Raw genomic sequence first — 19,649 nt, 5'->3', positions numbered from 1 at the left:
ACATAACGCGTTGCGCTTTTAGTCTGCTTTTTATCTGTTCCAACTTGGAGAATGTTCATGAGTTTTCCCGTGGCGGGCCCCGTGCCCGATCTCAACGATCTGGACCGGCAGTTCTTTTTTCATCCGTTCACGGCGCTGAGCGATCACGAACGCAACGGACCGCTCGTGATGGTGGGAGGCGAGGGCGTGTGGCTGGAAGACAACCGCGGGAAGCGCTACATCGACTCGATGGCGGGGCTGTGGTGCGTGAACGTGGGATATGGGCGCCGTGAGATTGCGGACGCGATGCACGCGCAGGCCATGAAGCTGGCCTACTACCACACGTTCGCATCGATGTCGACGGATGCGCCGATCCTGCTCGCGCAGAAGCTGATCGAGATGTCGCCGGTGCCGATGTCGAAGGTGTTCTTCGGCAACTCCGGGTCGGACGCGAACGATACGCAGGTGAAGCTCGTCTGGTATTACAACAACGCGCGCGGCCTGCCGCTCAAGAAGAAGATCATTGCGCGCAGGCGGGGGTATCACGGCGTGACCGTAGTCACCGCCGGCATGACCGGTTTGCCGGGCCTGCATAACGGCTTCGACCTGCCGTTGTCGTTCATCAAACACACCACGGCGCCGCACCGTTTGTGGGAAGCCGAACAGGGGCAGAGTGACGCGGAGTTCGTGGCGAAGCTCGCGAACGATCTGGAACAACTGATCCTGGCCGAGGGTCCGGAGACGGTCGGGGCCATGATCATGGAGCCGGTGATGGGCGCGGGCGGCGTGATCGTGCCGCCCGAGGGCTATTACCCGGCCATCCAGAGGATCCTCGATAAATACGACATCCTGTTGATCGCCGACGAGGTGATTTGCGGCTTCGGCCGGCTTGGCACGATGTTCGGCACCGAGGCCATGGGGATGAAACCGGACCTGATCACGGTTGCCAAGGGCGTGACCTCGGCGTATGTGCCGTTATCGGCGAGTCTGGTGTCGGAGAAGGTGTGGCGCACGATTGTGTCGGGCAGCGACAAGCTCGGTGTGTTCGGCCATGGCTTCACCTACAGCGGCCACCCGATCGCAGCCGCCGCGGCGCTCGCCAACCTGAAGATCATTGAAGACGACAAGCTGGTGGCGCAAGCCGGCGCGCGCGGCGAAGTCATGCACAAACACCTGCGTGCGGCCTTCGCCGATCATCCGGCAGTGGGCGACGTGCGCGGCTTTGGGTTGATTGGCGCAGTCGAGTTCGTGGCCGCACGCAATCCGGCAAAACGCTTCGATCCGGCGCTGAAAGTCGGCTTGCGTGTCGCGAAGGCGGCGCTGGCGAATGGCCTGATCACGCGCGGCCTGCCGGACGGCGACTCCATCGCGTTTTCGCCACCGTTCGTCATATCGGAAGACGAGATTGTCGAGATGGTGAAGCGTGCGCGGTTCGCAGTCGATCAGGTCTTCGGGGAACTGAAGGCGGAAGGGCACTGGAACGGCTGAAGCACGAACGGTCCGCCACGCAAGGCGGCGGACCGTTCGCTTCCTGGATTCGTCTTTATGCTTGTGCGCGTTTCTTCACGTGTGCGCGCCATGTCATGGCCCAGCGTGACGGATCTTCGAGCGCTGCTCCATCAATCCGCCCGGCCGGATGGTTATGCGGCGCGGTCCTGACGATCTCCGGGGTGGTGTATGCCTCGTGGCAGATCTGCGCCAGCACGGCAATCCAGGTATCGATGTCCTCCTTCGACCACATCTCACCCGCCTCCGGCGTAAAGGGCTGCGGCACGATCCACGGTTCGTGTGCGAGCCAGAATGCATCGACGCCGAAATCCACCATCCGGTTCTGCACATCGAACACCGTCACGCCGGTGTCTTTTTCGAGCGTCTCCAGGCTGAAGCGCGTCATCTCCATGCGCCACGCGCCAATGTGCGGATGCGAGCACGTCACGCCGCGGATCTTCATGAGTTCCTGTGTCATGTAGTTGTTCGCGAGCACGGACAGGTCGGCCGCCGCCGCGATGCCTTCCGCGCCCATCGCCCGCACCCAGGCATAGGCCTTGATGACCGTTTGCACATTGCCGAAAAACTCGCGTACCCGTCCGATGCTGCCATCCGCGCCCGGTTCGAGCTGATAGGCGCCGTTATGTTCAACGACAAGCGGTCCCGGCAGATAAGGCGCCAGCGCGGCGCTGCACCCGTACGCGCCGACGGCAGGGCCGCCACCGCCCTTCGGGCCTCCGAAGGTTTTGTGCAGCATGAACATGCAGGCATCGAAACCGAGTTCGCGCGCGCGGATCCGGCTCATCACGCCGTTGAAGTTGGCGTGATCGTAGAAACACAGTCCGCCTGCTTCGTGCACGATCCGGACCCACTCCTTGATGTGCGGGTTATAGATGCCCATGTCATCGGGATTGTTGACCATCAACGCGGCGGTGCGCTTCGACACGACCGACTTCAGCGCCTCCACCGACGGGTAGCCGTTTTCCTCCAGCGCCAGCGTGATCACCTTGAAGCCGGCGGTGGCTGCGGTCGCGGGATTGCACGGATGCGACTGGATGGTCGTGATGATTTCATCGCGCGTCTCAAGCTCGCCGCGTGCCGCGTGGTAGGCGCGTGTAATGCACGCGTGGGTGTAGGCCGCGTCCGCGCCGCCGGCTGCCTGGAAGACGAAGCGGTCCATGCCGGACAGTTCGCGCAGCGCGAGATCCAGCGCGTGAATGATTTGCAGCGCACCTTGCAGCGTCTCGGGATGCTGGCGCGGATGCAGTTCGGCGACTTCGTCGCGCGATGTGATGGCTTCGTTCAGGCGCGCGTTGTATTTCATCGTGCACGTGCCGAAGAGCGAAATGCCCATCATGCCCAGCGTCTGTTGCGACAGATGCAGATAGTGGCGCAGCACGTCGGGTTCCGACATCTCCGGGAGCGCCGGGCGCGTCGCGCGGCGCATCGATGCGGGGATCAGCTGTTGCGGATCGCCGACCCGCTCGGCAACTGCCGCATCGATGTCGGGAAAAACCACGCCGCGGCGTCCCTCGCGCGACATCTCCATGACGATCGGCTCGTCCCAGACAGCGGCGTGATAACGGCGCAATGGTGGCTTAGTCGTCATGGTTCAGTATCTCGCTGAGGGTGTCGATGAGGCGGTCGATATCACGCCGTTCGTGAAGCTCGGTGACGCAGTAAAGCGCGCTCTGGCCGAGCGCCGGAAGGTCCGCGGAGAGGTCGTGGCCGCCGAAGATGCCGCGCTCGCGTAGTGCGTGGTTGATCGACGCGACACTGCGTCCGGTCGCGGAAAAGTCGACCACGAACTCCTTGAAGAAGCTGCCGGACAGCGGCACGGCGACCCCTGGCAGGCTTTCCAGCCGTTGCGCCGCGTAGTGGGCTTGTGCAGTGATGAGCTTGCCGACATCGTCGAACCCACGCGGTCCCATCAGCGATAAATACACCGCGTTGGCGATCGCCCACAGGTAGACGGAGTTGCCGGTCCAGTCCTTGCCGTTTTCACGCGATCCATACGACGACTGTTCCGCCAGCGACAGCCCGAAGCCGATCTCGCCGGGACGGCTCGTTCCCGTCAGGCTCACGAGCAAGGTTGGATATTCACGCGCGTAGCGCTCTTCGTCGCGCGTCGCGATAAATCCGCCCAGCCCGCCGCCGCCATACAGGTGGACACCGAGCGGTTGCGTCGTGCCGACCACGATGTCGGCGCCATAAGACGGCGGCGGTGCGAGCACGCCGAGCGAGATCGGGTCCACCCCGACGATCATTTCCGCGCCCGCCGCATGCGCCAGTTCAGCCAGGCGCCGCGCATCCTCTTCGAGGACCCCGAGGTAGTTCGGCATTTCGATATAAACAGCGGCGAGATCGTCGCCGATGTCGCTGATTTTCGCGGCAGCGTCGGCCAGGTCGATGCGTCCGGTCGCGGGATCGAAACGCATCGGCACGATTGAAAGGTGCTGCGCCATTTCGGGCGGTTCGCAGTAGTTGCGGATCACCAGCAGCCGTTCGGGGTCAATCGCTTCCGGCACGAGTACCGTACGCCGTCCGTTCAGGCGCGAGGCCATGCGCAGCGCGTGCCCGGCTGCGCAGCCCCAGGTGTAGACGGGCAGGCCCACCAGATCGCAATCGACAAGCTCACCCAACTGGCTGCAGAACTCGAACCACGCCTGATAGCGTCCCTGGTCCGACGACGGCGTGCCCCAGACCGATGTCAGGAACTCGCTGCGGCGGACGATCTCGTCGCAAATTGCTGGCACGTGATGGCGCCAGCATCCGCCCCCCAGGAAGCTGAGATCGCTTTCGCAGTGACGGTTCCGGCTGAGCGTATCGATAAGATGGCGCCGCAGCGCCGGTTCCGAGGCGAGGGCAGGCGGCAAGTCGAGCGGGGTTTGAGTCCGGTGATCGGCGGGGATCTGCTCGAACAATTCCGCGATCGTTTTCGCGCCGATGGCGTCCAGCATTTCCTGCTGGATCGCGCTCACGGAATTCGCCATGAAGGGATGCGGCTGGTTTCGCATTCATTGCTCCGGTAACTGGCGCCTAGATTCTCTATTGCGCACAATTGTTTGTATGGCGCACAATATAGCCACATAAATTTTTTGCCGCAAGGCCCGACGCGCACGTGGCAATCTGTATTGGAATAGTGATCAATCCGCTCGCCGGCGTTGGGGGCGCGGTCGGACTCAAAGGCAGCGATGGTGCCGATACGGTCGAGGCGGCGCGCGCGCTGCATGCGTCGTTCGATGCCGGCACTCGGGCGTTGCCTGCGCTGTTGAAGCTCCGGGCGCTCGATGCATCGCGCGTGCGGGTTGTCACTGCAGCCGCGGATATGGGCGAGAACGCGTGCCGCCTGGCTGGGTTGAATGCGCAAGTCGTCGCGTGGCCAAAGGGCGAGCCGAGTTCATCGGTGGATACGCGCGCGGCATGCCGGGCGTTTATCGATGCGGGGGCGGACCTGATCCTGTTCGCGGGCGGCGACGGCACGGCGCGCGACGTGGCGGCGACTGCCGGCACGGACATCCCGCTGATCGGTGTGCCGTGCGGCGTGAAGATGTACTCGGGAGTGTTCGCGCTGAGTGCTGCGCGCGCCGGGGAACTGGCGGCGCACTGCGCACAGGGAGCGTTCGATACGCAGCGGGTCGAGTTGCTCGATATCGACGAAGCGATGCTGCGCGCCGACCACAGTTCGTCGCGGTTGCATGGCTATGCGCTGGCGCCGGTTGACCGCGTGCGCATGCAGGGCAGCAAGGCGCATATGCCCGTCAACGATCGCGCTGACATCGATGCCGCGTGCCGGCAACTGGCCTCTGAATTCGAGCGTGACACGCTTTATATCGTCGGTCCCGGCACCACGATGGCAACGCTCTGTGAGCACGCGGGCGTGCAGGGCACCTTGCTTGGCGTCGATGCGATCGTGAACGGCGGCATCGCTGCCGCGGATGCGTCCGAAGCAACGTTGTTGAGTCTGCTGGACAGATGGTCGTCGGCGGCCATCGTGGTCGGTGTGATCGGACGCCAGGGATGCCTGTTCGGACGTGGTAACCAGCCGATCAGCGCGCGCGTGCTGGCCCGCGTACCGCGGCAGCGTATCGAAGCAGTTGCGAGCGTTCACAAGTTGTTGTCGTTAGTCGATGGCCGCCTGTTCGTGGATACCGGCGACGCACACATGGATCGCGCGCTTGCAGGGCCGTTGCGGGTTCGCACCGGCGCGAACCGGAGCATGGTCATGCGCGTGGCGTATTGAAAGTTCTGACACGGAGGAAGGATGAGGACGGTAGCAATAGTCGGCGGGGGAAGTATTGGCGTGGCGTTTTGCATTGTGTTCGCGCGCTCGGGTTTCAATGTGCGTCTGTACGACCCGGCCGATGAACGGCGGCGCGCAGTGGAACCGGAAGTGCGGGCGCGCCTGGAAGACCTTGCTGAATTCGGCCTGCTGAATGATTCGGCGGAGTCGGTACTGGCCCGCATTGTCGTGCTCGACAACCTCGCCGATGCCGTCCGTGACGCCGTGCTCGTGCAGGAATGCGCGCCTGAACGGGTGGACCTCAAGCGCGAGCTGTTCATGCAGATCGATGAATATGCGCCTGCCGACGCGGTGCTGGCGAGTTCATCGTCTGCTTTGACGGTTTCCTCTTTTGCGGATGCGCTGCCCGGCCGCGCACGATGCCTCGTTGCGCACCCCGGTAATCCGCCGTATCTGATTTCCGTGATCGAGATTGTGGCCGCGCCGTTCACCTCCGACGCGGCCATAGCTCGCGCGAACATGCTTTACGAAGAGGCCGGAATGAGCGCGGTGCAAGTGTCGCGCGAGATAGAGGGCTTTATTTTTAACCGGCTGCAAGGCGCCATTTTGCGGGAGGCGTATTGCCTTGTGCGTGACGGCGTTGCGTCCGTGGCTGATATCGACCGTGTGGTGCGCGATGGGGTGGGCCTGCGCTGGTCCGTGACCGGGCCGTTCGAGACAGTCGATCTCAACACGCGTGGCGGGATTGAATCCCATGCGCGAAAGATGGGCCCTGCTTACGAACGAATGGGCGCCTCACGGGGTCAGCACGATCCGTGGACACCCGAACTGATAGCGCGTGTAGCCGGTGAGCGGCGCGCCGAATTGCCGCTTGATGACTGGGACGCACGCGTGCAATGGCGTGATCGACGACTAATGGCTTTGATCCGCGATCGCAGGCGAATGGACATTTGAGCACCGCCAGGGCCAAACGAATACGCTCGAGAACGGCCATGGCGGAACGAGGCGAAAGCCGCGGAATTCAGGCTGTCGGACGTTGCCCTGGATGCTTCGGTAGCTCGTCTGCCAAATGAATCCACGGCAACCTTCGCGCGGTGCGCACATGGTCCGTAGGGGGAACGGATTCCGGAACGTCGAGGCTGCAAGTGGTCACGTCGATCTCGTCTGGCAATTCGGAGTGGACGAATGTTAGGTGCGTGCCGCAATCAGAGCAGAAACTTCGGATACCCCAAGCGCTCGACGCAAAGCTTTTGGGCGAGCCTCGCGTGAGCTGAAATTCCCGCCTCTTCACGGAGAAGGACGCCACGAGCGGTGCTGCAGCCGCTTTTCGACAGTCGGCGCAGTGACAGATAGTCGAGTTGAATGGTCGACCAGTAACTTCATAGCGAATATTTCCGCAGAAACAACCGCCCGTGAGCACCTGCGCTTGCATCACCTTCTCCTTGCGTGTGTCGAGGCCAGATTCAGATGTCGGGGTCTGGGCTTGTTAGAAGTGTCTGGTTTTTAGCCTTGTTAATCTCTCTTAAAAGGGTCATTCCCCACCGCGGCTACCCGCCTTTCGGCAGTTCTCAAGACCGCCGCATTCAAGTCATCGAGTGTCAGTTCGCGTTGCTTCTTGGTCCCCGCTTTACGCTCCTTAGAACGCGGCGCTTCACCCTGGTTGGTGCGCGAAGGCGAGCCCGATGCGCGCCGGTCGTCGCGTTGCGCTTGAATCACCTGCGCTACCTGCAACGCATGACTCAGACGCTTGTTATCGATCTCAGCACCTTGATCGATCTCCGATAGACGGTCGTACTCGACATAGGGGAGAGCGGCTCCATTGACGCGTATCTCGATGCGCCCGTCGGGGTATTCAAACACGTCCAGATACTTGTGGATCAAGCGTCGATTCTCGGCCGTATCGGCCAGCATGTAAATCACCCGGTCGTACTGCACAGTCAACGAATTTGACACACGCCGAGGCACACGCGAGCTCAGAATCAAGTCGAGATCTTCGTCCTCGCGCAGCGGTCTATGTGCGTTGAACGCGCTCCTCGGTTCCTTGCCAAAGCGGCCATTGAAGTCGGCAATGAAGTGGGGCGCATAAGCATTCGCCGCCTCGCGTGTGTCGATGTGGCGCAGTCTCAACTCCTTCACGAGCCGATCCTGCAAGGTCAGGTTGGCGCGCTCCACGCGACTGTTGTTTTCTGCTCTCCGAGGGCGTGGTGGCAGCACTCCGTTAAGTCGCAGGCAACGTAGCGGAGAGCGTGAGAGAAGCGGACAACTGGATGTGCGTTGGCGTGGTCGGCTTTGTAAAAACCTAACAGGCACCAGGTCGCGATTGCTGACAGCGTATTCACTCGAGCACTTTGTCCCGCTGAACCCGCTGGCTAATTGCGTTGATAAAGAACCCATAGCGGCTTTGTGCACCTTCACTCACCATAGCCGTTAGGAACAGATGCCTTCTTAGGTACGTTTTGATCACCCACTCTTGCCCTTCGCAGTTCAACATGTGAGTTATGACGACGTCCTTCCTGAGAAGCTCGATTACCTGTTCCGAGTCTCTCGACTGAAGGTGTTCATGCAGGAATAGATAAGCGTATACCGGGAGCCAAGCGAAACTCTAGACCATTATTGTGGCTGAAGTGCTGTCCCCATTCGAGATTCAGTTGCACGGTCGTGGGTACCGGCACCTCTCCGATTAACTTTTCGACTGAAAACAATGGCTACGCCATGTCTGCCCTCCGGGCGAAATGTTTACTAGATGCAGAACGCCTGGTAACACCTTTACGAGTACCGGGTTCCTGCTCTTATTTGTCGCTTGTGTTTCCTGAAAACCACTCCGCCTCAGGCTGCTATCAAGGCTTGCATACCCTTCGCGCGTAGCGGTAGACGCGCATCCGCCGCAGTCGGAGAGATAAGAACTCGTTGCTGCCAACCTACGGTCATGTAGTGCAGAGCCGCTAGCTCGGCGAGTTGGCACGATCGTTTTCCATTTCCAGCTGCATTGATATCTGAGGCGCTGGCACTACGGAAACATCCCTCCAGGTTACCTTACCTCTTCGTTCATTTCGTATTCGTTCTGGTCTAGCCCAACTGTTATGGCTACCCACATACGTAGGCGACAGTGCTGCTACATTTATAGGTGACCGTTAGATTAGCGACCTGTTATTCTGCTTTTATTGAAGTCATTTTGAAAAGGTAGATCTACTGGCAGGCCGAAGTGATCTGTCGTTCAATGAGCCGGCAGAATAAAATTGATGTAACTGCGAACATAATTCTGGATTGCGTAATAAAAAAATGTATCGACTGTTGCTTTATCCCTTGCGGTTGCCTACCGTTCATTTACCCGGCAGAACTGTTGTCGAGAATTGAGAAAACATATCTAAAGGACACAAACATGGCCGTCGAAAATCTCAATCTTGAAAAGATTGATTTCAGGGAAATAGGCGAAGCAGAGTCACTGTCGGCAATGGGCGAGGAGGTGCGTTTTACGATTGCCGAGAGCAGGCGCGTTCTTCACGCTTTCGCATTGCACTTAATATCAAAGGGGAAAGACCAGAGCGAGACTGGTGTGCCTGACCTAGCCGAGCCAGAAGTGCTTCAAGGCACGCCAGCTCCGCCAATAATACCTGTCCCTATATTTCCAAGCGCCACCGATCCCGCAGCCGTTTATATTAAACCGCCACCACCGCGGTGCATACTCCGCGCGTGCTACGTTGAAAATGGGGTGCTCGTGTGCCCCTATCATTGTTCTCTGATTCCTTAATTGCCGATGCCTCGCGCTCAATCGCCGACGGCGTGGCCAAGAGGATATTGATCTGAGCGCGATGTGCCCGTTGTGGTGTGAACCGACTGCTAAAACATCGCGCCAGCACCTTACATATCGTCGGAGAGTTGCATGCTCATTCACTGAGCTCCACTGCTGCAGTTGTTGATCTGGTGCACGGCTAACTTGGGTTTTGTGGCGTCAAAAGCGTATACCGAGGAATTCGACCAAATCAACCGATCCACACCGCAAGCAGGCGTCACGGTCGTCCGGATCGACAGTCCTGATGTACGCGTCGCTAGCAAAGGCTATTCGACTATCACCTTCAGGCCTGGGCAGATCGCACAAATCAACGCGGGGGGATATTCCAAAATAATCGCGAAACCAACTCAAATAAATCTGACCTCTCCCACAGGAGGATCTATGATCCCGTCGACGACTTGCAGCGATTGGTCCAATTTTAAAATCAAGCTACGCGCAATTGCATCAATCGTTTCTGGTGCAATTTTTTTGCTGTTTTCGCTTCAGGCCGACGCGTCACCCTGGATAATAAGTGGGGTCGGAAATGCGGCGACTAACACCCCCTCTGCATATGTCACTATATCGGTAACTGACGGAAACGGTCTTCCAATCACTACTCTAGCAAAACAAAATTTCGAATTTCAGGCAACTATGTGCAACAACGGCTGTAGCGACACATTTGTGGGTACTGTGACCGTCAAAGAGTGGGATACGGAAAATAACAATATTGGAGTGTACGCCGCGATCTTAGGAGCCACTAATGTGATGGAAAACATTTTTGTTGTTGTTTCAACTCCAAACGCTACAGTTCCCGGAAAAATTTCGTTCGTTCGTCAAGGGCAGATATTTCTTACTATGCGACAACATTAACGTAAAAAATTGGGCTTTATAACAGCGCCAATTCAAAATGCATAAATCCCGACGGATGGCGAGATTATCGTTGTGGGTGAGTGCCCCTACCGCGACCCAAAAATTGACTGTCTCCTGCGGGTCGGGTACGGAAGCTCAGCCTGGGCCGAGGCCAGTGATGTCCCGGCGGACGTTGCGCCGGTTGTGTCGCGATAAGTACGGCGAGGCGAGAAAATTCCGAGATGAATAGGAATCCTTATACCACTAACGAATAGAACTGAGCAGCAACGGTTCGGGTAACGCCGCTGTCCATCATCTGGCCTTTCTTGATCATATGCATTGTCTCAATGCCTGACAGGATGATGCGGGCACAGCGGAAATCCTTGAAGCCCATCATCGACCTGATTCGGCGTTTGATCGCCCGATGATCCTGTTCGACGATGTTGTTCAAATACTTGACCTGCCGGACCTTGATGGGCGTTTCCCGTTCAGCGTTGATGGCCTGAAGGGCGGCCAGATTGGCGCCGCTTTTATCCATGGTCACGGTCTCAGACGCGCCGTTCCGATCGATGGCTTTCTCGAAGTAGCGGCGCGCTGCGGCCTGGTCGCGATGCCCCCGCAGCAGGAAATCAACCGTATGATCGGCCTTGTCCACGGCGCGATACAAGTACTTCCACTGGCCGCGTACCTTGACGTAAGTTTCGTCCATCCTCCAGCTCTTGCCGACCGGGCGTTTGTGCCTGCGAAAGGCTTTCTCGAACACCGGCACCAGTTTGATCACCCAGCGATGCACGCTCGAATGGTCAACCTCCAAACCCCGTTCGGCCATCATCTCCTCCAGCTGGCGCAGGCTTGGCGGGTAGGCCCGTACCATCGGACACACAGCAATATCATGTCCAGCGGATAGTGCAGGCGCTTGAGTACCTTCGCTACGCCTGCAGGCATGGTTCTTCTTACCGTCGCCTTCTTCATATCACGCTTCACTTCGGGAAAATGTCCGCCTGGATTTTACTCCTGCACCCTTAGCGCGACACAACCGGTCGGCTTCGCTGCAGAACAAGTGGCGCAGATGCTGCTACGCAGCAGCGGACGCGCTCTATGGAATCGCGCGGTCTCGCTGCCGACGAAGCACCACAGCAACCGGAAAAGCATCAGTGCCGGCAGCGTCTCACCAATCCGAGCATGGTAGTGGCCTCGGAAAATATCGATGGATAGTCGAACGTACTCATGCTTGGTTCCATAATTTCCATCGTCTTCGAATGCGCTACGAACGACTTGCCAAGATCCATGAAGCCTTTCTGACGTTCGCCGCTTGCCTCATCTGCTGGAGCGCACTCAAGCGATCTGTTCAGCCTTTTTGAAACCGCCTCTTAGTGTCGCCGTGAGCGTCTTGGACGCGGCGGCAATCGTCGCTTCACATATTTTAGCGTTCGCGCGACCTTCGAATGGCACCGGAGAAATCGATGAGACTCATCGCCAAAGTTGTGACGGCTGACGCGCTGGCCGGCCGTGAATCTTGCTAACGCATTTGCGGCCGACAGCGCGTCGGCTTGCGGCGCGATCTTCTTTCTCGCCGGGTCACGATGTCCGGCGGCAGCGGCGGCTACCGATGCGTCGGGTTCGTCAAAGTTTACTTCTCAATCGTTAAGTTCCACAACGAACAAACTGACCTGACCTGACCTGACCTGACCTGGCCGGGACGTTTAACGCCATGGCGCAGTGCGGATGTCATCTGCGCTTTTACTGCCTTGCGCCGGTGACTGGCGAAACTAATGAACGACCGCGTTGCAGGCAAGCACACTCACGCGCCCGCAGCGCCGTAGGCCCGTTTTGAAGATTGCAAAAAACATCCTGCGCAAAGCCCACGTTGGCGGGAGCGCCCCTCATCGCGTGCTCAGAAAATGAGATTTCTGGAACATTCATTTCATGTGATATGATTTGAATACGTTGAAAGAGGAGACAGACAGTGAAGCTGAAACTGGAAGACCATGACGATTTCCCGATCATGGAAATGTGCGTTGGGGACGCAGTAGACGACGCGGCCCGGAAATGGGGCGATCAGATCGGCTGGGTATTCGAGCACGAGCGAACATCGTATAAGCAGATGAAGAGACAGGTCGATCGCGTGGCGCGCGCCTTGCTAGCGAGCGGGATTCAGCATGGCGACGTGGTCGCGGCGTGGATGCCGAATCTCCCGCAGTTCGCTTTTCTCGAACTGGCGTGCGCGAAGATCGGCGCGATCATCGGCGCGATCAATACCCGCTCCAAGGTCTTCGAGGTCGAACACTTCCTGAATCATAGCGAGGCGAAGCTTCTCGTGATGGTGGACCGATTCCTGAAGCACGACTTTGTTGCGACGCTCGACGAGGCCTGTCCCGTGGGCACGAGGAACGCGGGCGGCGACATTGGAGAAGGAGGCTTCGCGCATCTGCGAAAGGTGGTGAGCGTGTCGGTCGAGCCGGATTCCCGGGCGCAGCCGTGGGACGCATTCATCGCGCTTGGGGAATCGGTGTCGCCGGACACGCTCAAAGCGGTTCAGCAACAGCAACATATCGACGATCCCATTCTTATTCAGTACACATCCGGCACGACATCGCTACCCAAAGGAGCGCTGTGCAACCATCGCTATGTACTGAACTTCGGCGGTGTCCTGATGCAGCGCCTTGGCATGGAAGCGGGCGACGCCTTCCTTAACACGCAGCCGTTCTATCACGTCGGCGGTTCGTGTGGCGCAATACCCGCGCCGCTTACGATCGGCTGCAAGGTGGTCAACGCGGAATACTACGAGGTCGAGCGCATCCTCTCGCTGATCGAGCGCGAACGGTGCGTGGCGCGCTCCGGCTACGGCGCCATGTACATCATGGAGATGAACCATGTCCGCTTTCGCGAATTCGATTTGTCGAGTCTGCAGGCGGGCTGGTGCGTCGGCACGGCCGAGCTGATGACACGCGTGCGCGACGAAATGAATATCCCTGGCCTGCTGCAGATCTACGGCGCGACTGAAGTCGGCGGCACGAGCGCGTGGGTCGACGACCCGTGGGACGCCCGCTCGCGCAGTTGCGGCTCGCCGATTCACGGCAGTGAATTGAAGATCGTCGATCCGAACACCGGTGCATCGCTTGCGGCAGGCGAGATCGGCGAGATTTGCATGCGCGGCTGGTGGAAGATGAACGGATATCTGAAGCAGCCCGCTGAAACAGCGAAGGCGATCGACGCGGACGGCTGGATGCATACCGGCGATCTGGGCCATCTCGACACCAACGGTTACCTGTACTTCTCGAGCCGGTTAAAGGACATGCTGAAGATCGGCGGCGAAAACGTCTCCGCCCAGGAAGTGGAAGCGGTTCTGCTCGGACACCCGCGTATTGCGCAGGCGGCGGTCATCGGCGCGCCCGACGAACGCCTCTCCGAGGTCGTCATGGCGATCATCGAGCCGCGACACAACGAACAAGTGACACAAGAAGAGGTCATTGCGTATTGCGCGCAACGAATGGCCAACTTCCGCGTGCCGCGCTACGTGCATTTCACGCAGACGTGGCCGCTCACTGACAGCGGGAAGATCCAGAAGCACAAGCTGCGCGAGCAGTATCTAGCCTGATCCTGCCGTTGATTGTCACACGCAGGCCACGGGCCCGCGCCGCGCGCGGCGCTTTACAGGAGACAGCCGGTGAAACACATTACCTATCCCCGATCCTCGCTTGACAGCGAACCCTATTGGGACGGATGCCGTCGCGGCGAACTGCGTTATCAGCATTGCGGCGCTTGCGGTGAAGTGGTGTTCCATCCGCGTGCGCTGTGCCCGTATTGTCTTGCGGATGCGCTTGCATGGCGGCTATCGACTGGACGCGCGCGCATCTATTCCTTCTCTATCCAGTACCTGCCGTTGCGGCCAGATGACGGCGACGCTGCTCCGCGCGGACTCGGAATTGCTGAAGTAGATGAGGGGTTTCATATGTTCGCGGAATTCCTGACGGACGACCTCGACTCGTTGGCAATCGACGATCGGCTGGAAGTCGTGTTCGAGCAGATCGACGAACAACTCGTCCTCCCCAAATTCAAGGTGCTGCCACGATGAACGCGAATAACTTGCGCGGGAAGGCCGCGATCGTCGGTTTTGGCGACAGCTACTGCAAACGGGGCGAGGCAAAAAGCGCCATGCGCCTCGCCCAGGAAGCCACTCGCCGCGCGCTGGACGACGCGGGTCTCGCCAAGGAGGAGATCGACGGGTTGCTGACGGGTCGGGCGCCCATGTCGGACCAGCGTCATCAATGGAATAACATCTTCGCGGCGTACAACAAGATCACGCCGCGCTATTCATCGGAGATAACGATTCACGCCGCCGGCATGAACTCGATGCTAAAACACGCCGCGCTGGCGGTCACGAGCGGCGTCGCGCGCTTCGTGCTGTGCGTGGGCGCCGATGCGGTCGCGAGCCTGCCCACCGCGCGGGCCCAGATTGGCGGCATGGATGCGGACCCCGAATTCGAGCAGCCGTACGAGCCGATCATCCCAACGATATACGCCCAAATGGCGCGGCGCCTGATGCATGAGTACGACCTTACGGAAGCCGATTTTTCGGCGGTCTCCGTGCAATGCCAGGAATGGGCCGTGCATCACCCCTATGCGGCAAAGGCACACAAAGGTCTTGTCACGATCGACGATGTCATGCGTTCGCCGATGATCGCGTCGCCGTTGCGGCTCTGGCATTGCGCGCCGTGGGGACCGCCAGGCACCGCGGGCGCGGTGATCGTAACGGACGCGCAGACAGCGCGTTCCATGAGCGAGCGGCCGCTTTATCTGCTGGGTGCGGGCGAATGCCAGACGCACGAATATCTGACTGACCGCATGGCGCTCAGGCACAGCCGCCTGCCGCTTGGCAACCTGCCTAACATCACATCGACGGGTTGCCGCGCCGCGGCCGAGACAGCCTATGAAATGGCGGGGCTGCATCCCAACAACATCGACATTGTGCAGACCGCCTCGCAGTTTGCCCACGTCGAGTTACAGGTCCTCGCGGAATTGGGTTTTACCGACTTGCGCGAAGCGGGCGAATTCGTGCGTTCCGGCGCAACGGGTCCAAGCGGGACACTGCCGACAAACACGAACGGTGGATGGTTGTCGTTCGGTCAGCCGGGTGTGTCCTGCGTGATGGACAGCATCAGCGAAACGATCCGCCAACTGCGCGGCGAGGCGCTCGGGCTGCAAGTGGAAGGCGCGGATATCGGGCTTGTGCACGGGAACGGCGGCATGCAGGCATGTCACAGCATTGCAATCCTGGGACGCGAACCATGACTTTGTTGAATCTGGCCGCGATGGGAAGCTATACGGTAGGCGGCCGGCCCGTGACGGTGGAAGGCGAAACCGCCCGCCGGGTGGCGCTGTCCGCAGGCCTGGAATTCGAGTATGACCCGAACGGGCGTTACTGGATCGAGCAAGCCTACGTGCAATTTTTCGTGCCCCAGCAACGGCTCACCGACTTGCCTCTTGTGCTGATTCATGGCGGCGGATTGACCGGCAGCACATGGGAAACGACGCCCGACGGACGGCCCGGCTGGCTTCACGAATTCCTTGCCGCGGGCGTTGCGGTTCACGTCGTGGACAATGTGGAGCGCGGGCGTGCCGGCTTTTGCGCACTTGAAGGCGAATGGGAAGGAATGCCCATCGTGCGCAGTGAACGGGAATCGTGGGCGCTTTATCGGATCGGAGACGCTTCGGATTACGAACTACGCATTCCGTACCCCGGACAATGTTTCCCGGTCACATGCCTCGACGATCTCACGCGCCGTACCGTACCGCGATGGCCCGGCACGGTCCACGCGCAACGGCGCGCGTTGCTGGCGCTGGTCGAGCGGATAGGTCCATGCATGCTGCTTGGACACAGCCAGGGCGGCGGTTTCGCGATGGAACTCGCATCGGCGCGGCCCGATCTCGTGCGCGCAACCATTGCGCTTGAGCCGCACGGTGATTTTTCTTCGATCGGTTCCGTGCCGCTCGATGGGCGGCCATTGCTTGGCGTCTCGGGGGATTTCCTGGAGCGCGACGCATTGTGGCGCGATCTCGACGCGAAGGCGCAGCACGCGCTCGACGCATGGCAACGGGCCGGCGGCAGCGCCCGGGAGTTGCGGCTTGGCGAGCGGGGCTTGGCTGGCCATTCGCACATGATGATGATGGACTCGGGTTCCGAGCGCATTGCCGCGCTGATCCTGGAATGGCTCGCCAACGTGGGTTGCATGCGCAAAGGAGGATGAGAACGTGGCGTTGACACCAGATGGGGCGGATGGATTCATCGAAGTGACTGATCGTGACCGCGCGCGGCATGTCATCCTCCAGCGCGAGACGCGCGCCAATGCGTTGTCGATCACGATGCTGAACGCGTTGACGCACGCTATAACGTCCGCGAGCGGTTCCAGCGAGATCGATGCGATCGTGCTGAGCGCGGCCGGCGCGGCGAACTTCTGCTCGGGCGCAGACATGGCGGAACTCAAAATGCGCGCCAGCGAGCAATACGCCGCCCTGCGCGATCTGATCGCCGCGCTCGACGAGCGTCGCCTGCCGCTCATATGCGTGTTGCACGGCAAGACGCTCGGTGCAGGGTGCCTCCTGCCTGCGCTCAGTGACGTGGTCATCGCCTCGTCCGGCGCCGTTCTCGGCTTTCCCGAGATGCGCTTCGGCATGTATCCAGCGCTGATTCATGCGGTACTCGCGCAGAAACTGCCACCGTCTCTGGTGTATGCAATATGTGTGGGGGCGCGAGTGCTGAGCGCGCGCGATGCGTGGTCGCTCGGGCTCGTTACCGAGTTGCTCGATGCGGATGTGTTCGAAGAAACGGCGCGCGAGCGAGCAGGCTTCTACGTGACGCGCAGCGCCGCGATCCTCCATGGCCGCGAGATGACCCAGGCTTCAGCCGGTGAGGCGCTGCCGGTGCGCGTGGCGCGCGCTGAAGGCATTATCGGGCGGAACCTGGCTGAACCTGAAGTCGCCGCCATGCTTGCGGGCTATCGGAAATGATCCGATGACACCGAATGGCGACGCAGGGCTCGCAGTATCGTCGCGGTTGATTGACGATGCCTGGATCGATTATCACGGCCACGTGCATCTGCCGTTCTATACGGTCCTTTTCATCGACGCCATTTCCGCGGCGATGAATCGTCTCGGCATCGGCGAAACCTATGCGGCGCTTGGAAAAGGAACGTTTTTTGGCGCGGAAAACCACATCCGCTATCTGCATGAACTGAAAGCGGGCCAGTGCGTGACTATCGAACCCTGCCTGCTCGATCACGATACGAAACGACTTCACTGGTGGGCGCGCATGTCAAACGCCGATCGGACAATCGCTGCGACGTTCGAGCTGTTGTCGCTACATGTGGACCAGCGCACGAGACGTGTAACGCCAATGCCCGACGCAGTGCACGAGATCGTGCGTGGGCTACATGGTCGCTCAAGGGGACCGCAGCCACCCGCGCTTGCATGGCGACTCGGCGCGCAGCGGAATCCGGAGCGATAACGCCGTTTAGTCGTCCTCGCTGGCGGCAATGTCGGCGGGAAATGTATCGAAGAAATGGTCGAGCTTGCCGATGAGCGCGAGCAACTGCGCGCTGCCTTCAGCATCGATTGCACCGGAGATCTCGCCTTCGAACTGATCGAGTATTTCGCGAATGCCTTGATACAGCGTCCAGCCGCCGTCCGTAAGCGTCAGCAAAATGAGACGCTTGTCCTGTTCGTTCACGGCGCGCGTGAGCCTTCCGCTCGCTGTCAAACGTTGCGTCGCCCGGCTTACCTTGGCGCGGTCCATGCCCGTGTGATCGGCGATCTGATACGTCGACATGGGGCCTTTCGACGCCAGGACGTTGATCACGCGTGTTTCCGCGATGCTCACGCCGAGCTTTTCGGCATATCGCCGTGAGGCGATCGCGGTAATACGCGTGGTGAGTCTCAACAGCCGATACGGCACGAACCGGTCAATATTGAATGGCTGCGCGGCCGTACGCGGTGATGAGGAGGACTTGCTGGAACGCGAGCGTGAGGTCATTGCGGCTCTGGAACGGGGTCGAGGGAAGGGCGGCGCACCGCGCGTGCCGTTTCTCATCGAAGAAACAGCACTTCGCGTCATTTTAAATGAAAGGACCACCCGACGAAACCGCTCGTCGCCTGCTCGATCAAAACACGGTTCGCATGCCAAACTGGAAGACGCGGGCGGTCGTGTCGGGCGCCGCCGGTCCGCCGTAGTACACCGCGCCGCCAAGCGAGTAGGTCGAACCGTTCTTGTTATTCACCTGGCTGTATCCACCATAGACGTTCGTGCGCTTGGAAAGCTGATAGCTCAATTCCGCCGCCTCGACATAGGCGTTCTGCGATGCGCGCAGGCCGTCGGACGTATTGATGATTTTCGATGCCTGCGCAACCAGCGTCAGCGACGGCGTCAACAGATACTTCAGGCCGAGATTGGCTATTGCATAGCGCAACGTATTGGCAATGGTCGCCGCTGTGGTTGTATCGGAGTAGATATCCTTTGTGTAGCCGAGGTAGACCTTCGCGGGACCGATCACGTAACTGCCGCCAACGCCCCATTCTTCGTAGAAGCCGGGGTCGGTGGCGTCCTTCATATGCAAGTAGCCCGTGTGGAGCGCCACGGGTCCATAGACATAGTTCAGCGCGCCGCTCAAGGTCGAGCCGCTGCTGATCGAGCCGGGTACGCCGCCCACGCCCGCCATCAACCCCACGGAAGCGCCACGAAAGGACGGCGACGCATAGACGACGGAATTGTTCGTTCGACTCGTGATGATATCGGTCATCAACGTACTTTGCACCGTGCCGTTCGGCAATGTCCGGTCGATGTTCCAGAAGCTGCCGCCAAGCGCGGCGTAAAACGCATCGTACTCGCTCACGGCGAGAAACTCCGGTGCATATTGCCGGCCAAGGGTGAGCGCACCTTGTGGACCCTGCAGGCCGACCCACGACTGCCGCCCGAACAGCGCGCCGCCCTGTTCGATCACACCAGTGTTCGGTGCAAAGCCGTCCTCAAGCTTGAAAATTGCCTTGTAGCCGTTGCCGAGATCTTCCACGCCGGAGAATCCAAAGCGTGAGCCCGCCATACCGCCATTCGTCATGCGCGTAAGCGTGCCCTTTCCCTGGTTGGATATATCCATCAGAATATCGACCATTCCGTACAAGGTAACGCTGCTTTGTGCGTGGGCATTGCAGGCGATGCCAAACAGCACGGCAGCCGCCGTCGTGGCGTGTCGTTTCATGTCGTTCTCCAGGCTTGGAGCGTCTCCCCTGATGGGGGAGACGATCGAATGGGTTTGTGGTGCGTTCCGTTTC

At 59.9% G+C, this 19,649-nt stretch carries 16 protein-coding genes and 2 pseudogenes; 11 read left to right on the top strand and 7 right to left on the bottom strand.

What is annotated here, in order from left to right:
* The first annotated feature begins 57 nt into the window (after positions 1-57).
* Positions 58-1,467 (top strand): aminotransferase, encoded by a 1,410-nt coding sequence (locus HB376_RS27425; protein WP_213766866.1) that lies wholly within the window; start codon positions 58-60, stop codon positions 1,465-1,467.
* A gap of 55 nt (positions 1,468-1,522) precedes the next feature.
* Here HB376_RS27425 and gcvPB read toward each other — a convergent pair whose 3' ends face one another.
* Both gcvPB and gcvPA read right to left on the bottom strand, forming a co-directional pair.
* A complete protein-coding gene (gene gcvPB, locus HB376_RS27420; protein WP_213766865.1) occupies positions 1,523-3,076 on the bottom strand; it encodes an aminomethyl-transferring glycine dehydrogenase subunit GcvPB in 1,554 nt (517 codons plus the stop codon).
* On the bottom strand, positions 3,066-4,484 hold the full coding sequence (gene gcvPA, locus HB376_RS27415) for an aminomethyl-transferring glycine dehydrogenase subunit GcvPA (protein ID WP_213766864.1): 1,419 nt from the start codon (positions 4,482-4,484) through the stop codon (positions 3,066-3,068). The genes gcvPB and gcvPA overlap by 11 nt, the downstream gene beginning before the upstream one ends.
* A 104-nt stretch (positions 4,485-4,588) precedes the next feature.
* Here gcvPA and HB376_RS27410 point away from each other — a divergent pair, with 104 nt between their 5' ends.
* Together HB376_RS27410 and HB376_RS27405 are read left to right on the top strand one after the other, a co-directional pair.
* Positions 4,589-5,710, top strand: coding sequence for an NAD(+)/NADH kinase (locus HB376_RS27410; RefSeq protein ID WP_213766863.1), 1,122 nt, complete (start codon positions 4,589-4,591; stop codon positions 5,708-5,710).
* Positions 5,711-5,731: 21 nt separating this feature from the next.
* Positions 5,732-6,664: a 3-hydroxyacyl-CoA dehydrogenase gene (locus HB376_RS27405; protein WP_213766862.1), complete on the top strand. Its 933-nt coding sequence runs from the start codon at positions 5,732-5,734 to the stop codon at positions 6,662-6,664.
* Positions 6,665-6,731: 67 nt separating this feature from the next.
* Here HB376_RS27405 and HB376_RS27400 read toward each other — a convergent pair whose 3' ends face one another.
* Together HB376_RS27400 and HB376_RS27395 are read right to left on the bottom strand one after the other, a co-directional pair.
* Complete coding sequence (locus HB376_RS27400; RefSeq protein WP_213766861.1) at positions 6,732-7,142, bottom strand: GFA family protein; 411 nt, start codon at positions 7,140-7,142, stop codon at positions 6,732-6,734.
* An 80-nt stretch (positions 7,143-7,222) separates the two neighbouring features.
* Positions 7,223-7,885, bottom strand: a pseudogene (locus HB376_RS27395) (transposase); the annotation flags it as partial.
* A gap of 1,996 nt (positions 7,886-9,881) precedes the next feature.
* Here HB376_RS27395 and HB376_RS27390 point away from each other — a divergent pair.
* Positions 9,882-10,349 (top strand): hypothetical protein, encoded by a 468-nt coding sequence (locus tag HB376_RS27390; RefSeq protein WP_213766860.1) that lies wholly within the window; start codon positions 9,882-9,884, stop codon positions 10,347-10,349.
* A 235-nt stretch (positions 10,350-10,584) separates the two neighbouring features.
* Here HB376_RS27390 and HB376_RS27385 read toward each other — a convergent pair.
* Positions 10,585-11,300 (bottom strand): IS6 family transposase gene (locus HB376_RS27385; RefSeq protein ID WP_213766859.1). Its coding sequence is split into 2 segments (ribosomal slippage): positions 10,585-11,195 and positions 11,195-11,300, totalling 717 coding nucleotides; the frame shifts between segments, so codons are not numbered across the junction.
* 200 nt (positions 11,301-11,500) lie between these two features.
* On the opposite strand from HB376_RS27385, the pseudogene HB376_RS41250 reads away from it, so the two are divergent.
* The 7 genes and pseudogenes from HB376_RS41250 to HB376_RS27350 all read left to right on the top strand — a co-directional run.
* Positions 11,501-11,689 (top strand): annotated as a pseudogene (locus HB376_RS41250) (transposase); the annotation flags it as partial.
* 605 nt (positions 11,690-12,294) lie between these two features.
* Positions 12,295-13,926 carry an AMP-binding protein gene (locus tag HB376_RS27375; RefSeq protein WP_213766858.1) on the top strand — a complete coding sequence of 544 codons (1,632 nt, stop codon included), beginning with the start codon at positions 12,295-12,297 and terminating at the stop codon, positions 13,924-13,926.
* A 69-nt stretch (positions 13,927-13,995) separates the two neighbouring features.
* Positions 13,996-14,403 (top strand): zinc ribbon domain-containing protein, encoded by a 408-nt coding sequence (locus HB376_RS27370; RefSeq protein WP_213766857.1) that lies wholly within the window; start codon positions 13,996-13,998, stop codon positions 14,401-14,403.
* Positions 14,400-15,620 (top strand): thiolase family protein, encoded by a 1,221-nt coding sequence (locus HB376_RS27365; RefSeq protein ID WP_213766856.1) that lies wholly within the window; start codon positions 14,400-14,402, stop codon positions 15,618-15,620. The genes HB376_RS27370 and HB376_RS27365 overlap by 4 nt, the downstream gene beginning before the upstream one ends.
* On the top strand, positions 15,617-16,576 hold the full coding sequence (locus HB376_RS27360; protein ID WP_213766855.1) for an alpha/beta fold hydrolase: 960 nt from the start codon (positions 15,617-15,619) through the stop codon (positions 16,574-16,576). Before HB376_RS27365 ends, HB376_RS27360 begins: the two co-directional genes overlap by 4 nt.
* A gap of 4 nt (positions 16,577-16,580) precedes the next feature.
* Entirely contained in the window at positions 16,581-17,336 is a 756-nt protein-coding gene (locus tag HB376_RS27355) for an enoyl-CoA hydratase-related protein (RefSeq protein ID WP_213766854.1), read from the top strand.
* 4 nt (positions 17,337-17,340) lie between these two features.
* On the top strand, positions 17,341-17,832 hold the full coding sequence (locus HB376_RS27350) for a thioesterase family protein (RefSeq protein ID WP_213766853.1): 492 nt from the start codon (positions 17,341-17,343) through the stop codon (positions 17,830-17,832).
* A 6-nt stretch (positions 17,833-17,838) separates the two neighbouring features.
* Here the strand turns inward: HB376_RS27350 and HB376_RS27345 are convergent, their stop codons facing one another.
* Positions 17,839-18,357 carry a MarR family winged helix-turn-helix transcriptional regulator gene (locus HB376_RS27345; protein ID WP_213766852.1) on the bottom strand — a complete coding sequence of 173 codons (519 nt, stop codon included), beginning with the start codon at positions 18,355-18,357 and terminating at the stop codon, positions 17,839-17,841.
* A gap of 127 nt (positions 18,358-18,484) precedes the next feature.
* The gene (locus HB376_RS27340; RefSeq protein ID WP_213766851.1) at positions 18,485-19,576 is read right to left on the bottom strand and encodes a porin; all 1,092 of its coding nucleotides are present in this window, start codon (positions 19,574-19,576) and stop codon (positions 18,485-18,487) included.
* Between the last annotated feature and the right edge of the window lie 73 nt (positions 19,577-19,649).

Source organism: Caballeronia sp. dw_19, assembly GCF_018449515.1.
GTDB lineage: Bacteria > Pseudomonadota > Gammaproteobacteria > Burkholderiales > Burkholderiaceae > Caballeronia.
Note: the sequence above shows the minus strand (reverse complement) of the source record. Positions and strands in the feature narration are given on the sequence as shown.